Here is a 14,894-nt window from a genome sequence, read left to right as displayed (position 1 = left end):
GCCACGTCCCGGAAGGACCCGCTCAATCAGTGTGACGACGACTACGTGGCCAAATCGGCCATGGCGTGTGCGCGAATCCGGGGTATGGTGGTAATGCGCCTGCTGAGCACTCTGACGTACTCGACAGGCCGCATGTATGAGGATGCCCGGTCGGAGGCCCGATCGGCTCCGACCCGACAGCCCTCCTTGCCGTACGCCACACTGCGTGCGGATTCCGGAGGGGGACCCTCAGCGGTACGAGCGCTCGAGCGTCGGCAGTGGTCCCGTGCCCTACGGCATCGCCCGTAAGGCAGCCGACGTCCCCGGCACGGTCCCGACACGACCCCCGCGCTCGCCTCGCACCGCGCACACAGAAGAGGCAGCACCCTGACTACGACGTTCCGAGAGCTCGGAATCCTTCCCGAGACCGCCGAGGCCCTGGAGGCCGTCGGCATCATCACCCCCTTCCCCATCCAGGAGATGACGCTCCCCGTGGCCCTGTCGGGCACGGACGTCATCGGCCAGGCCAAGACCGGCACCGGAAAGACGCTCGGCTTCGGCCTTCCGCTCCTCGAGCGCGTCACCGTCCCCGCGGATGTCGAGGCCGGCCGCGCGAAGCCCGAGGACCTCACCGACGCGCCGCAGGCGCTGATCGTCGTCCCCACGCGCGAGCTGTGCACGCAGGTCACCAACGACCTGCTCACCGCCGGCAAGGTGCGCAATGTGCGCGTCACCGCGATCTACGGCGGCCGGGCCTACGAGCCGCAGGTCGAGGCGCTGAAGGAGGGCGTCGACGTGGTCGTCGGCACCCCGGGCCGGCTGCTCGACCTCGCCGGGCAGAAGAAGCTCGACCTCAAGCACGTGAAGGCCCTCGTCCTCGACGAGGCCGACGAGATGCTCGACCTCGGCTTCCTGCCCGACGTCGAGAAGATCATCAACTTCCTTCCGGCCAAGCGCCAGACCATGCTGTTCTCGGCCACCATGCCGGGCGCGGTGATCGGTCTGGCCCGGCGCTACATGTCGCAGCCGACGCACATCAACGCCACGTCTCCGGACGACGAGGGCGCGACGGTCGCGAACACCACGCAGTTCGTCTACCGCGCGCACAACATGGACAAGCCCGAGATGGTCGCGCGGATACTGCAGGCCGACGGCCGGGGCCTGGTCATGGTCTTCTGCCGCACCAAGCGCACCGCCGCCGATCTCGCCGACCAGCTCAAGCAGCGCGGCTTCGCCTCCGGCGCGGTCCACGGCGACCTCGGCCAGGGCGCCCGTGAGCAGGCGCTGCGCGCGTTCCGCAACGGCAAGGTGGACGTGCTCGTCTGCACCGACGTCGCCGCCCGCGGCATCGACGTCGAGGGCGTGACGCACGTCATCAACTACCAGTCCCCCGAGGACGAGAAGACGTACCTGCACCGCATCGGCCGCACCGGCCGCGCGGGGGCGAAGGGTACGGCGATCACGCTGGTCGACTGGGACGACATCCCGCGCTGGCAACTGATCAACAAGGCGCTGGACCTGGGCTTCGGCGACCCGCCGGAGACGTACTCCACCTCCCCGCACCTGTTCTCGGACCTCGGCATCCCCGAGGGCACCAAGGGCGTCCTGCCGCGCTCGGAGCGTACGCGCGCCGGGCTGGACGCGGAGGAGCTGGAGGACCTGGGCGAGCCGGGCGGGCGTGGACCGCGCGGGCGCGGTGACCGGGACGGGCGCGGTGGCAGGGACGGGCGCGACGGCTCCCGTTCCGCCGAGCGCGAGACCTCGACCCGTACGCCGCGCCGCCGCCGCCGCACGCGGAGCGGTGCGGCGCTGGACGAGGCCGCGCAGCGGCCCGTGGGCCCGGCCGCCGAAGGCGCCGGCGAGGCGGAGGCCGACACGGCCGCCCGCACCCCGCGCCGCCGTCGCCGTACACGCGGCGGAGTCACGGCCGGGGCGGCGACCGCGGTGGAGGCGGCGGAGTCCGCCGTCGACACGGCGGAGGGCACGGTGGCGGAGGCCGCCACGGCTCCCGCGAAGCCGCGCCGCCGCCGGACGCGCCGAGGCGCGGCGGACACGGCGACGGCCGTCGTGACCCCGGTGGCCGAGGAGACCACGGCAGCCGTGGCGGCCCCGGTCGTCACGGAAGCCCCGGTCGTCGTGGAGCCCGAGACTCCGGTCACCGAACCGCGCCGCCGCCGCACCCGCAAGACCGCGGAGACCGCAGCGGTGGACACGGCGGAGGCGACCACCGAGCCGGTCGAGGCGGCGGAGGCCAAGCCGCGCCGCACGCGCAAGACGGCGGCCAAGGCCGAGGCCGCGGTCGACACCGCCGAAGACAGCACCGAGCAGGCCGAGGCGACCGAGACCAAGCCCCGCCGCACCCGCAAGACCGCGGCCAAGCAGGCCGAGACCGTGGTCGACACGGTCGAAAGTGGCGCCGAGCCGGTCGAGGAAGCCAAGCCCCGCCGCACCCGCAAGGCCACGGCCAAGAAGACCGAGCCTGCGCTCGACACCGCCGAAGGCAGCACCGAACAGGCCGAGGCGACCGAGACCAAGCCCCGCCGCACCCGCAAGACCGCGGCCAAGCAGGCCGAGACCGTGGTCGACACGGTCGAAAGTGGCGCCGAGCCGGTCGAGGAAGCCAAGCCCCGCCGCACCCGCAAGGCCACGGCCAAGAAGACCGAGCCTGCGCTCGACACCGCCGAAGGCAGCACCGAACAGGCCGAGGCGACCGAGACCAAGCCCCGCCGCACCCGCAAGACCGCGGCCAAGGCCGAAGCCGCCGTCGACACCGCCGAAGCCGTCGAGGCCAAGCCGCGTCGTCGGACCCGTAAGGTCGCCGAGTCGGAGCCGGCCGTCGCCGTCGAGATTCCGGCGCAGGCGGTTCCGGAGGCCGAGGCGGCGGAGGCCAAGCCGCGCCGTACGCGGAAGGCCGCGGCCAAGAAGACCGAGGCCGTCGCCGAGGACACCGAGGCCACGCCCCGGCGTCGTACCCGCAAGGTCGCCGAGATTCCGGCGCAGGCCACCGACGAGGCGAAGCCCAAGGTCCGGCGGACCCGCAAGACGGCAGCAGCCGCGGAGTCCGCGGAAGGCTGACGCGACGAACCGACGGCCCGGTCCCACATCCGTGGGGCCGGGCCGTCGGCGTGTCCGCCACCCGCTACCCTCACCCCCGTGACCAGCCACTCCCCCTCCGCCCGCGCCCGCGCCCGCGCCCGCCGACTCCGCACCCCACGCGGGGAGTTCGCCGTCGTGGACGTGCCGCCGGCCGCCGGGGTCACGGTGCGGGGGGTCGCGTTGCTGCTGCCCGGATACACCGGCAGCAAGGAGGACTTCGCGCTGGTGCACGAACCGCTCGCCGCGCGCGGCTACCGCACCGTCGCCGTGGACGGGCGGGGTCAGTACGAGTCGGACGGGCCTGCGGACGACGAATCCGCTTACGCGCAGGACGAGTTGGCGCGGGACGTCCTCGCGCAGGCGAGCGCGGTCGGTGCGCCCGTGCACCTCGTCGGACACTCGTTCGGCGGTCAGATCGCCCGCGCCGCCGTCCTCCTCGACCGCTCCCCCTTCCGCTCGCTCACGCTCGTCTCCTCCGGCCCCGCGCGGATCTCCGTCTCCCAGGAGCAGCGTGTGAAGCTGCTGCGGGACGCGCTCGCGGTGATGTCGATGGCGGAGTGCTGGGAGGCGATCCTGGCCATGGGACCGCCCGAGGAGGTGGGCGGTCCGGCGCGCGGGCCCGTCGGTCAGGAGCACCTGCGCAGCCGCTGGTTGCACACCAAGCCCGCACAACTGCTCGCCGTCGGCCGCCAGTTGTGTGCCGAACCGGACCGGGTCGCGGAACTGGCCGCCGTCCCGCTGCCGTTCCATGTCCTGTCGGGGGCGCGCGACGACACCTGGCCGGTGCCGGACCTCGACGAGATGGCCCTCCGTCTCAGGGCGCACCGCACCGTCGTCGACGGGGCCGAGCACTCACCCGCCGCCGACCGTCCCGCACCGACCGCCCGCGCCCTCGCCGACTTCTGGGACGGGCTCGCGGCCACCCCTTAGTACTGCGCCTGCAAGTGGTCCCAGAACCCGTCGCGCAGGGCGCGCCGCAGGTCCGCCTGGCCGCGCAGGGAGTACTGCAGCAGCCCCTCCGCCTCCACCAGCAGATCCTGGTCGACGGATCCGGGCAGGTAGGGGTGGCCGGGGAGCAGCTCCACCAGTGTGTCGTGGCCCCGTGCGGCCAGCCACTTCGCGGCGATCTGCGCGCCGACGAACCGGACGTCCTCGCGGGCGGGCCGGCCCGTCGCGGGTTCGTACGCCGGTGCCGTGCGCCGGGAGACGTACGGCTTGAAGAAGTCCAGGTCGAGCGTGCGCTGGCTGTCGACCTCCCAGAGCAGCGGCTCGGCCTGGTTGCGGCCCTCGGGCGCCTCGATGCCCCAGAGGTGGACCCGGGCGCCGTACCCCTGGGCCGCCTCGACCGCCGAGACGAGGTCCTCGTCGCCGCCGAGCAGGGCCGCGTCGCTGATGGCGCGGTGCCGGGCCAGTGACTCCAGGTCGCTGCGGATCAGGGAGTCGACGCCCTTCTGCTGGTTGTTGGCGTTGAGGTTGCCGAGGCGGACCTTGACGTCCGGGAGTTCGGCGATGGACTGCTGCTCGGCGGTGTGGATGCGGCGTCTGGCCCCGTCGTACCAGTAGACCCGCAGCAGCCTGCTGTCCGCGAAGATGGTGCGGGCGCGGTCGATGAGCGCGTCGATGAGCCCCTCGGCGTCGAGGTCGAAGGCCCGGCGGTCCTCCGTCCCGGCCACGAGCCGCCCCGCGGCGGCGTACAGGTAGCCCGCGTCGACGAAGATGGCGTGGGTGGAGGGCGTCTTCGCCACCTCGGCGAGCATGCGCTGGAGCAGCTCGTTGGTGCGGTCGATACGGGCGTGCAGAGCCGCGAGGTCTTCGTTCATCGCCTCCATTGTCCCGGTGGTCACGCTACGAACACAACCGGTCCCGGTCGGTCTCCTTCGAAACCCTTACCGGTCAGTATTTAGTCGATCGAAAAATTTCTTTAGCGTAGGGAATGTTTGCATCACGCATCCCGTTGAACCCTTCATGGAACACGGGCTCGACCGGCCCGTGCGCCGCCCCACCGAGTAGTTCTCCTCCAGGAGGATGACCAGACGAAGGGAGAAGCCCCTTGCGCTTCGAAATCATGCGACTCGACGACGTCGACGGCACGCCCGTGGACACCACCGTCGTGGACGCCGCCTCCGTCAACCGCATCGTTCAGCAGGCCGCCGCCATCGGGCAGCGCCTGTGGATCCGCCCGGCCGACACCCCGGCCTCATAACGCGCAGCACGCGGGAGACCGGCCGCACGGGCCGGGTCCTCGAGTACGTACGTCACGGAGCCCCCGTACCGCCATCGGTACGGGGGCTCCGCGCGTCCGGGCCGGGTTCAGCCGCCCCGGATCACCTGGGTGACGCCGTTGATGATCTGCTGCACGGCGATCGCGGAGAGCATCATGCCGGCCAGGCGCGTCACCAGCACCACGCCGCCGTCCTTGATGACCCGGATGATCAGCAGCGAATACCGCATCACCAGCCACAGCACGACATGGATGGCGAGGATCGCCGACCACACCGAGACCTGCCCGCCGACACCGTCGGCCTTCTGCACGGCGAGGATGACCGACACGATCGCACCGGGCCCCGCCAGCAGCGGCATCCCCAGCGGGACCAGCGCGACGTTGACGTCCTTGGTCTGCTTGGGCTCGTCGGTCTTGCCGGTGAGCAGGTCCAGCGCGATCAGCAGGAGCAGCAGCCCGCCCGCGATCATCAGCGCGGGCACCGACACGTGCAGGTAGGCGAGGATCTGGTGGCCGAGCAGCCCGAACACGGTGATCACACCACCGGCCACGCAGACGGCCTGGAAGGCCATCCGCTTCTGCATCTTGGCGGGCCGGCCGGCGGTCAGGGCGAGGAAGATCGGGGTGATCCCAGGGGGATCCATGATGACGAAAAGGGTCAGGAAGAGAGAGCCGAAGACGGCGACGTCGAGCATGACAGCCTTGCTGAGGAACGAGTGAAAGGGTGCGGGGAGGAGGGGGGAAGCCTCAGACTCCGCCGGTCCCCGGCACCGGGAACGCCCCGGTCGCGCGCCGCGTGATCTCGCCGTACACCTCGGGGTCCGTCATGAACTCGCCGAGGACGCAGGTCTTCCGGCTGCCGTGGTAGTCGCTGGAGCCGGTCACCAGGAGCCCCAGTTCCTTGGCGAGGCCGCGCAGCCGCGCCCGGGTCTCCGGGTCGTGGTCCATGTGGTCGACCTCGATGCCGTCGAGGCCTGCCTCGGCCAGCTCGGCGATCGCGGACTCCGGCACGGTCCTGCCCCGCTTGCTCGCGGCGGGGTGCGCGAAGACGGCGACCCCGCCCGCGTTCTTGACCAGCCGCAGGGCCTCGAAGGGGTCGGTCTCGTGCTTCTCCATGTGGGCCCGGCCGCCGTCGGCCAGCCACTCCTGGGTGAACGCGTCGCTCACGGTCGGCACGACACCCAGCTCGACGAGCGCGCTGGCCAGGTGCGGGCGGCCCACCGAGCCGTCGCCGGCGATCCGCGCCACCTGCTCCCAGGTGACCGGCACGCCCAGCGCGTTCAGCTTGGCGATCATGCCCTGGGCCCGCGGCACCCGGTCGTCCCGGACCAGCTCGCGCTCGGCGAGCAGTGCGGGCTCCTCGGGGTCGAAGAGGTAGGCCAGCATGTGCATGCTGACGCCGTCGAGCCGGCAGGAGAGTTCCGCTCCGGGGACCAGCGTGAGCCCCGCCGGGAGCACGGAGAGCGCCTCCGCGTGCCCGCGGGTGGTGTCGTGGTCGGTCAGCGCGATGACGTCGAGACCGGCGGCGGCCGCCTTGCGGACCAGCTCGGCCGGCGTGTCCGTACCGTCGGACGCGGTGGAGTGGGTGTGCAGATCGATACGCACGACGCATTACTCCAAGCGGTGGCGGACGGACGGGGACGCTCCAGGATAACCGGATTTTCGCACGCCCCTGTCACACCCGAACCCACTGTGCGCCCCCTACCGGCCCGCTGTGTGGCATCCATACCCCCAGGCATCCACGCCCCCCAGGCATCCACGCCTCCAGGCGTCCACACCCCCAGGCATCCACGCCTCCAGGCGTCCACACCTCCAGGCCATCCATGCCTCCAGGCGTCTACGCCTCCAGCAAGCGCGGCGACAGCGCACCGCAGGGCACCAGCTCCACCTCGGCTCCCGCGTCCCGCAGATCGGCGAGGACCAGTTCGTCGTACATCAGCAGCCCGGACTGCTCCGGCCACACCACCGCCCACAGCCACATCCCGAGCGCCTCGCCCGCGAAGACGGCGCGGTCGTCCGGTGTCTTGGCGACGTGCCAGAGCGGGGTCGGGCGGCCGGCGGCCAGCACCTTGGCCTGGGGCGGCTTCTCGACGTTCATGTACGGCCCCGGGTCCGGACCCTCGACGCCCGCGTACCGCGCGCCGAGGCCCACGCCGAGCTCCTCGGCGACCAGGATGAGCTCACCCATACCGCCGAGCGGCCCTGGACCGGTGCACGCGACGGCGGTCGCCCGGCCCCCGCCGCGGTCGTCGCCCGCGCTGGCCACGCCCGTGAACAGCCAGCCCACCGGCAGCGGCCACGGCATCCACACCGGCACCTTCGCGCGGCGCACGGCGACTTCGAGAGCCTCGACGCTCGGCGGTATCACGGGCTGCAGCGGGTGCACGGCACCGTGCACAGCGCACTGCCAGGCATCCGAGAAGAGGCCGGGAGCCCTGACCCGGCCACCGCACTTCGGGCAACTGGGTTCGCCCCTCATAGGGCCCCACGGTCCTACCCCGGCCGCGCCACGTCAAGGACGATCACCCGTCCGGGCGGAACCGGCCACGCGAGGAATTAGATGTACATTGCATTAATTAGCCTAGCTAATCTATCGTGTGGACAAGTCAGCCAACCGCCCCGTGTCCGGGATTGGAGCACCCATGGACGACCCCCACGACCCCTTCGACACGGGGTCGGGCGGCATCCTCCGCCAGCCGAAGTCCGTGTGGGCGACGGCCGGCGCGTCCGTCGTCGCCTTCATGGGGATCGGGCTCGTCGACCCGATCCTGCCCTCCATCGCCAAGGGCCTCGACGCCACCGCCGGGCAGGTCTCCCTGCTCTTCACCTCGTACTTCCTCATCACCGCGCTCGCGATGCTGGTGACCGGCTTCGTCTCCAGCCGCATCGGCGGGCGGAAGACCCTGCTGCTCGGACTCGCGCTCGTCGTGGTCTTCGCCGGACTGTCCGGCACCTCGGGATCGGTCGGCGAGTTGGTCGGCTTCCGGGCGGGCTGGGGCCTCGGCAACGCGCTGTTCGTCTCCACGGCCCTCGCGGTCATCGTCGGCGCGGCGGCCGGGGGCAGCGCGGCGGCCATCCTGCTGTACGAGTCCGCCCTCGGCCTCGGCATGGCCTGCGGGCCGCTGGCGGGCGCGCTGCTCGGCGACGCGAGCTGGCGCTACCCGTTCTTCGGTACGGCCGCCCTGATGGCGGTCGGCTTCCTGTGCATCGCGGTGTTCCTGAGGGAGCAGCCGAAGCCGGCCCGCAAGACCTCGCTGCTCGACCCGCTCAGGGCGCTCGGGCACGGCGGACTGGCGTCCGCGGCGGTCTCGGCGTTCTTCTACAATTACACGTTCTTCACCGTGCTGGCCTTCACGCCGTTCGTGCTGGACATGTCCCCGTACCGGTCGGGCGCGGTGTTCTTCGCCTGGGGCGTGCTGCTCGCCGTCTTCTCGGTGCTCGTGGCACCCCGGCTGCAGAAGCGGTTCGGCTCGCTGAAGGTGCTGGGCGGCTCGCTGGTGCTGCTCGCGGTGGACGTGCTCGTCCTCGGCTACGGCGACCACACCACGGCCGTCGTCTGCACCGTCCTGTCCGGCGCGCTCATCGGTGTGAACAACACGGTCTACACCGAGCTGGCGCTCGGGGTGTCGGACGCGCCCCGGCCGGTGGCGAGCGCCGGCTACAACTTCGTGCGCTGGTTCGCGGCGGCCGCCGCGCCCTTCTTCGCGCCGAAGATCGAGGAGTGGACCGACGTCCACGTCCCGTTCGTGGTCGCGGCGGTCACGGCGGCGCTGGGCGCGCTGGTGGTCGTCGTACGGCGCCGGGCGCTCAGCCTCCCCCACTCTCGGCTCCGCTCGAGCGGGGGGACCCCCACCGCCGGGGAACCGCGCCCGCGCCCGCGCCACGCCACCGAGGACGGCGTCACCGTCTTCGCCAACTGACCGGCTCCCGACGGCCGTCGGTGACCTCACTCACTCCAGCGGCACGGACCTGCGGGACGGATCCCGAAGGTCCGTGCCCTGGTTCAGCCAGCGCTCCTGGAGGGCCTGGGCGCCGTGCACCCGCTTCCAGGCGGCCTCGTTCGGGGTCATCGGCAGCAGCGGCAGGAACCGTACGGGGTCCAGGGGCCCGTCGAGCTCCAGGTCCTCCACCAGGCCGCCCGGCTCGGCGACCAGCACCGAGGTGAACGGGGCGCCGGGCCACAGCGGTTCCCCCACGTCCAGCGAGGCGCCGGGGGCCACGACCACACCCTCGACCTGCGGGGACGCGGCGAGCACGGCGAGCGGGCGGAGCACCTTGTCGGTGTCGGCGACACCGCCCCGGACGGACAGCACCAGCTCGACGCGCGGCCCCTTGACCGGGTCCGCGATCACCGCCGTGGGGTCGGTCATGGGCTGCGCGGACATGCCGAGGGTGGCGTAGCGCACGAGGTCGCCCTCGTGGAAGCGCAGCACCTCGATACGGTCCGTGCCCAGGAAGGTGACCGCCGCGCGGGCGTCCGGTTCGCCCAGCGTCGTACGCAACCGGGCCTCGACCAGAGGAAGAACATCAGCCATGCGGCGAGCATAGAACTCGTCAGTACCGGGCAAAGCAGAGCCTTGACATGGCAGTCGGCTGATACGCTTGGCCGGTGGTTCGGGCAGCACGCAGAAGCGTCCGATCGTCCCGAACGCCTTGACGCTCCCCATTCAGAGGGGGGAATCCCCCAAGGGGATCGTGGATCGTCCCTCACGGGGGACCGGCCGGAGGAGGTGGGGCTGGCATGGACCGAAGTCGACCGTGCAGTAGCACCCGCTCTTCCGCCCGCTGATGTAGCTGCTCCTGTCTGGCTCCCGCCTTTCGTCCGCGCGTCTTCACCGGAAGAGCACTTTGTTTCGTTCTGCCTGATCTGCCCCAGTAGCTGTATCAGCGACGAAGCCCGCCACCGCGACGGTGCGGTGCTCCCCGCTTTGTGGACGCGCCAAACATCCGCAGTCCAGGACGTCCTCATTCCGGGTTGTTCCACCCGTCGTTCCGGCGCCTCTCGTTGCCTGCCCGCGAAGGAGCCCGCCATGTCGATGATCCGCGACCTGCGCGCCGTGGTCCGTCCCTCCTCCCGCATCTCGCTGCGCAAGGAGAGCGGCCCGTACGACGCCACCCGTGACCCCGCGACGACCACCGCCGTCGTCGACTGCGCCGTCTACCGCGACGGCCGCCGCCTCACCACCGAGGGCGGCCCGCTCACCCCGCACGAGGCGATGCGGCTGGTGCGCCGCGACGGAGGCTTCGTGTGGATCGGCCTGCACGAGCCGAACGAGGCCGAATTCGCCGGGATCGCGCGGGAGTTCGGGCTGCACCCGCTGGCCGTGGAGGACGCCGTCCAGGCCCACCAGCGGCCCAAGCTGGAGCGCTACGACGACTCCCTGTTCACGGTCTTCAAGACCGTCCACTACATCGACCACGACGAGCTCTCCGCCAGCAGCGAGGTCGTCGAGACCGGCGAGGTGATGTGCTTCACCGGCCGGGACTTCTTCATCACCGTCCGGCACGGCGGGCAGGGCTCCCTGCGGGCCCTCAGGCACCGCCTCCAGGACGACCCCGAACTGCTGGCCAAGGGCCCCTCGGCGGTGCTGCACGCCATCGCCGACCACGTGGTGGACGGCTACATCGCGGTGGCCGACGCGGTGCAGGACGACATCGACGAGGTCGAGACGGAGGTGTTCTCGCCGGGCCGCAAGGGCACCCCGCGCGGCACCGACGCCGGGCGGATCTACCAACTCAAGCGTGAGGTACTGGAGTTCAAGCGGGCCGTGTCGCCGCTGCTGCGGCCGATGCAACTGCTGAGCGAGCGGCCGATGCGGCTGGTCGACCCGGACATCCAGAAGTACTTCCGGGACGTGGCCGACCACCTGGCCCGGGTGCAGGAGCAGGTCATCGGCTTCGACGAACTGCTGAACTCCATCCTCCAGGCCAACCTCGCCCAGGCGTCCGTGGCGCAGAACGAGGACATGCGGAAGATCACCTCGTGGGCCGCGATCGTCGCCGTACCGACGATGGTGTGCGGGGTGTACGGGATGAACTTCGACTACATGCCGGAGACCCACTGGAGGTACGGCTATCCGGCGGTCCTCAGTGTCACGGTGGCCATCTGTCTGGGCATCCACCGCACGCTGAAGCGCAACGGCTGGCTCTGAGCGCTCCGGGAGCGCCTGGATAGGCTGGCCCCATGAGAAGTGCGCTGCTCGACCGGGCCCTCATCGAGGAGGCCACGAAGAAGTCCGGCCTCGTCTGGGTCGAGGCGCCCGGCGCCGCGGCCCGCGCGCTGTGGCACGTGTGGCACGAGGGCGCCGCGTGCCTGGTCGGCGACGGGCCCGGGGAGCAGCCGCTGCCGGGACTGACCGACGGCGCCTCCGCCGAGGTGACGGTCCGCAGCAAGGACAAGGGCGGCCGGCTGGTCTCCTGGACGGCGACGGTCGTGGAACTGCCGTCGGGTTCCGAGGAGTGGGAGGCGGCGGTCGCCGAGCTCAAGGGCAAGCGGCTCAACGCGCCCGACGGCGAGGCGATGACCGGACGCTGGGCCCGCGAGTGCCGCGTCCTGCGCCTGGAGCCGACCGGGGCGACGGCCCCGCTCCCCGACGGCTCCCTGGCCGGGACCCCCCTGCCGACACCGGCGACGACCCGGCACCCCGTCCCGGCGGGACTCCCCCGGCTGCTGCTCAAGAACAAGAAGAAGAAGCGGCGGACCTAGGACGTCGGAAGCTGTTTGCCGTAGTCGAGGGTTTCGTCCTTGGCCGGTTTCCTCAGGTCGAAGTCGGTGCCCCAGGACGAGAAGGTGAGGGTGCCCGCCTTGCCGGCGCGTACCAGGCGCACCGGGTACGGCTTGCCCTCCAGTGAGACGTCCAGGGTGCCGCCGGAGCCCTCGTCGCCGGTGACGCGGATGGTGCGTACGCCCGACTGCTCGTGGTGGCCGTCCGTGGCCAGTTCGCCGTGCAGGGTCAGCAGACCGTCGAGGAGGACGTTCTTGTCCGTGAAGCCGATGAACTTCTTGTACGACGGATCGTCCTGCGGCACCTTCACATACTTCTCGGCGAGCTTGCCGGCCGCCGCCGCGTCCGCCTTGCCGTCGTCCTCCTCGCCGTCCTCGTGACCCCAGAACTCGGCACCGGCCTTCAGGTACAGCTCGTCGTCGACCCGCAGCAGGCGAAACGTCTCCCCCTCGGTGGTGACCGAGCCGACGCCGCCCTCCTCCTTCAGCCGCATGTCCAGCGTGTACGTGTGTCCGCTGGTGACCACGGTGCCGTGCAGCCGTACGGCGGTGACCGACTCGGCGGCCTTCTGGGATCTGCTCCGGATCTGGTCGGCGGAGAGTCTGCCGACACCGTTGGTGCCCTCGTTCGGATCCTCGGAGCATCCCGTGAGCGCCGTCCCCGTCACGAGCAGCGCGCACACGGCGCCGGCCAGCACGGCCCTGCGGGAACGGCCCCGGTAGATCGGAATCACAGGTGGGCTGCCTCTCTGACGGGGGACCTGAACGGCGTACCGCAGAGTACCGGGGCCGGACGGGCCGGACGGAGCCAGTCCGTCCGGACCGGTCGCCGGCGCACGGATGATCGGTACGGGCTAGCCTGAAGCCCGTCCGAGCGGGCAATCCGGATAACAGACGCAGCAGGCAGTACACGGCAACGAAAGACCCCGCACGGGAAGGAGTGGCGGCCATGGCAGGGGGCGCCCCCCGGTTCTTCGTCTCGCACGTCTCCGGTGTCGCCGTCTTCGATCCGGCCGGCGACCAGGTGGGACGCGTGCGCGATCTGGTCGTCATCCTGCGGCCCGGCCGGCGTCCGCCGAGACTGCTCGGCCTGGTGGTCGAACTCTCCACCCGCCGCCGCATCTTCCTGCCCATGAACCGGGTGACCGCCGTGCAGTCCGGCCAGGTCATCACGACCGGGGTGCTCAACGTGCGGCGCTTCGAGCAGCGGCCCACCGAGCGGCTCGTCTTCGGTGAGCTGCTCGACCGGCGGGTGACGCTCGTGGAGAGCGGCGAGGAGGTCACCGTCCTCGACCTGTCGGTGCACCAGCTCCCGGCCCGCCGCGAGTGGGAGATCGACCGGGTCTTCGTGCGCAAGGGGAAGAAGGGCGGCGCGTTCCGGCGCGGCAAGGGCGAGGCGCTGACCGTCGAGTGGTCGGCCGTCACCGGGTTCTCCCTGGAGGAGCAGGGGCAGGGCGCCGAGAACCTGCTCGCCACCTTCGAACAGCTCCGCCCCGCCGACCTCGCCAACGTCCTGCACCACCTCTCCCCCAAACGGCGCGCGGAGGTGGCCGCCGCCCTCGACGACGACCGGCTCGCCGACGTACTGGAGGAGCTGCCCGAGGACGACCAGATCGAGATCCTCGGCAAGCTGAAGGAGGAGCGCGCCGCCGACGTCCTGGAGGCCATGGACCCCGACGACGCGGCCGACCTGCTGGGCGAGCTGCCCGAGGCGGACAAGGAGCGGCTGCTGAGCCTGATGCAGCCCTCCGACGCGGCCGACATGCGGCGCCTGATGTCGTACGAGGAGCACACGGCGGGCGGTCTGATGACGACCGAGCCGATCGTGCTGCGGCCCGACGCGACCGTCGCGGACGCCCTCGCCCGCATCCGCGAGCCGGACCTCTCCCCCGCGCACGCCGCGCAGGTCTACGTCTGCCGCCCGCCCGAGGAGACGCCCACCGGCAAGTACCTGGGCACGGTCCACTTCCAGCGCCTGCTGCGCGACCCCCCGTACACGCTGGTCGGCTCGATCCTCGACGACGACCTCCAGCCCCTGGACCCGGACGCGGCGCTGCCCGTGGTCGCCGGGTTCTTCGCCACGTACGACATGGTGGCGGCGCCCGTGGTCGACGAGGCGGGGTCGCTGCTGGGCGCGGTGACGGTGGACGACGTACTGGACCACATGCTGCCCGACGACTGGCGGGAGACCGAGTTCCACCTCGACGAGGACGAGGACGAGGGGGTGGTGACCGATGGCTCCTGAGCGCGACGGCGTGCGCGAGCGCGTGCCGGCGGGCGCCACGGCCGCCGGACGGCCGCGCACGCCCCGTCTGGACCAGCCGCGCCCTCCCAGGCGCCGCATCCTGCCCGAGTGGGACCCGGAGGCCTTCGGGCGGCTCTCGGAGAGCGTCGCGCGGTTCCTGGGCACCGGGCGGTTCATCGTCTGGATGACGTTCGTCATCATCCTGTGGGTGGTGTGGAACGTGTCCGCGCCGAAGGAGCTGCGCTTCGACGAGTACCCGTTCATCTTCCTGACCCTGATGCTGTCGCTCCAGGCCTCCTACGCGGCTCCGCTGATCCTGCTCGCGCAGAACAGGCAGGACGACCGGGACCGCGTCAACCTGGAGCAGGACCGCAAGCAGAACGAGCGGTCGATCGCGGACACCGAGTACCTGACCCGGGAGATCGCCGCCCTGCGGATCGGGCTCGGGGAGGTGGCCACGCGGGACTGGATCCGCTCGGAGCTCCAGGACATGGTCAAGGAACTGGAGGGACGGCAGAACGGGCACAAGGACCATCAGGGTTCTTTCCCGGCGATGCGGGCGGAACACCCGCCCGGACGTGACGCAGACGACCACTGACGTACTTACCGGCGGGTGTACCCGGCGCCGT

Annotated in this window: 14 protein-coding genes; 8 read left to right on the top strand and 6 right to left on the bottom strand. The window is 71.5% G+C overall.

Annotated elements, in window-relative coordinates; genetic code table 11:
- The first annotated feature begins 459 nt into the window (after positions 1-459).
- Both ACIA6T_RS15525 and ACIA6T_RS15520 read left to right on the top strand, forming a co-directional pair.
- Entirely contained in the window at positions 460-3,054 is a 2,595-nt protein-coding gene (locus ACIA6T_RS15525; RefSeq protein WP_399447022.1) for a DEAD/DEAH box helicase, read from the top strand.
- A gap of 78 nt (positions 3,055-3,132) precedes the next feature.
- Positions 3,133-4,005 (top strand): alpha/beta fold hydrolase, encoded by an 873-nt coding sequence (locus tag ACIA6T_RS15520; protein ID WP_399447021.1) that lies wholly within the window; start codon positions 3,133-3,135, stop codon positions 4,003-4,005.
- On the opposite strand, the gene ACIA6T_RS15515 is transcribed toward ACIA6T_RS15520, so the two are convergent.
- Positions 4,002-4,904, bottom strand: coding sequence for an NYN domain-containing protein (locus ACIA6T_RS15515; protein ID WP_399447231.1), 903 nt, complete (start codon positions 4,902-4,904; stop codon positions 4,002-4,004). The two genes, ACIA6T_RS15520 and ACIA6T_RS15515, sit on opposite strands and share 4 nt — an antisense overlap.
- A gap of 221 nt (positions 4,905-5,125) precedes the next feature.
- Here ACIA6T_RS15515 and ACIA6T_RS15510 point away from each other — a divergent pair, with 221 nt between their 5' ends.
- Positions 5,126-5,278, top strand: coding sequence for a hypothetical protein (locus tag ACIA6T_RS15510; protein ID WP_106979586.1), 153 nt, complete (start codon positions 5,126-5,128; stop codon positions 5,276-5,278).
- Positions 5,279-5,385: 107 nt separating this feature from the next.
- Here ACIA6T_RS15510 and ACIA6T_RS15505 read toward each other — a convergent pair whose 3' ends face one another.
- The 3 genes from ACIA6T_RS15505 to ACIA6T_RS15495 all read right to left on the bottom strand — a co-directional run bounded on the left by ACIA6T_RS15505 (position 5,386) and on the right by ACIA6T_RS15495 (position 7,775).
- A complete protein-coding gene (locus ACIA6T_RS15505) occupies positions 5,386-5,991 on the bottom strand; it encodes a MarC family protein (RefSeq protein WP_399447020.1) in 606 nt (201 codons plus the stop codon).
- A gap of 52 nt (positions 5,992-6,043) precedes the next feature.
- The gene (locus tag ACIA6T_RS15500; RefSeq protein WP_399447019.1) at positions 6,044-6,901 is read right to left on the bottom strand and encodes a PHP domain-containing protein; all 858 of its coding nucleotides are present in this window, start codon (positions 6,899-6,901) and stop codon (positions 6,044-6,046) included.
- Positions 6,902-7,133: 232 nt separating this feature from the next.
- A complete protein-coding gene (locus ACIA6T_RS15495; protein WP_399447018.1) occupies positions 7,134-7,775 on the bottom strand; it encodes a DUF6758 family protein in 642 nt (213 codons plus the stop codon).
- Positions 7,776-7,938: 163 nt separating this feature from the next.
- Here ACIA6T_RS15495 and ACIA6T_RS15490 point away from each other — a divergent pair, with 163 nt between their 5' ends.
- Positions 7,939-9,216, top strand: a complete 1,278-nt coding sequence (locus tag ACIA6T_RS15490) for an MFS transporter (protein ID WP_399447017.1) — start codon at positions 7,939-7,941, stop codon at positions 9,214-9,216.
- A 30-nt stretch (positions 9,217-9,246) separates the two neighbouring features.
- Here ACIA6T_RS15490 and ACIA6T_RS15485 read toward each other — a convergent pair whose 3' ends face one another.
- A complete protein-coding gene (locus ACIA6T_RS15485; protein WP_399447016.1) occupies positions 9,247-9,831 on the bottom strand; it encodes a suppressor of fused domain protein in 585 nt (194 codons plus the stop codon).
- Between the two features lie 495 nt (positions 9,832-10,326).
- Between ACIA6T_RS15485 and ACIA6T_RS15480 the strand changes: the two genes are divergently transcribed.
- Together ACIA6T_RS15480 and ACIA6T_RS15475 are read left to right on the top strand one after the other, a co-directional pair.
- The gene (locus ACIA6T_RS15480; protein WP_399447015.1) at positions 10,327-11,448 is read left to right on the top strand and encodes a magnesium and cobalt transport protein CorA; all 1,122 of its coding nucleotides are present in this window, start codon (positions 10,327-10,329) and stop codon (positions 11,446-11,448) included.
- Between the two features lie 32 nt (positions 11,449-11,480).
- Positions 11,481-12,002 (top strand): hypothetical protein, encoded by a 522-nt coding sequence (locus ACIA6T_RS15475; RefSeq protein WP_399447014.1) that lies wholly within the window; start codon positions 11,481-11,483, stop codon positions 12,000-12,002.
- Here ACIA6T_RS15475 and ACIA6T_RS15470 read toward each other — a convergent pair.
- On the bottom strand, positions 11,999-12,754 hold the full coding sequence (locus ACIA6T_RS15470; protein WP_399447013.1) for a hypothetical protein: 756 nt from the start codon (positions 12,752-12,754) through the stop codon (positions 11,999-12,001). The two genes, ACIA6T_RS15475 and ACIA6T_RS15470, sit on opposite strands and share 4 nt — an antisense overlap.
- A 215-nt stretch (positions 12,755-12,969) precedes the next feature.
- Here ACIA6T_RS15470 and ACIA6T_RS15465 point away from each other — a divergent pair, with 215 nt between their 5' ends.
- Both ACIA6T_RS15465 and ACIA6T_RS15460 read left to right on the top strand, forming a co-directional pair.
- Positions 12,970-14,265: a magnesium transporter MgtE N-terminal domain-containing protein gene (locus tag ACIA6T_RS15465; RefSeq protein ID WP_399447012.1), complete on the top strand. Its 1,296-nt coding sequence runs from the start codon at positions 12,970-12,972 to the stop codon at positions 14,263-14,265.
- Entirely contained in the window at positions 14,255-14,863 is a 609-nt protein-coding gene (locus ACIA6T_RS15460; RefSeq protein ID WP_073932326.1) for a DUF1003 domain-containing protein, read from the top strand. The genes ACIA6T_RS15465 and ACIA6T_RS15460 overlap by 11 nt, the downstream gene beginning before the upstream one ends.
- The last annotated feature ends 31 nt before the right edge of the window (positions 14,864-14,894 follow it).

The organism is Streptomyces sp. NPDC051740, from assembly GCF_044453165.1.
Classification (GTDB): domain Bacteria; phylum Actinomycetota; class Actinomycetes; order Streptomycetales; family Streptomycetaceae; genus Streptomyces; species Streptomyces atrovirens.
Note: the sequence above shows the minus strand (reverse complement) of the source record. Positions and strands in the feature narration are given on the sequence as shown.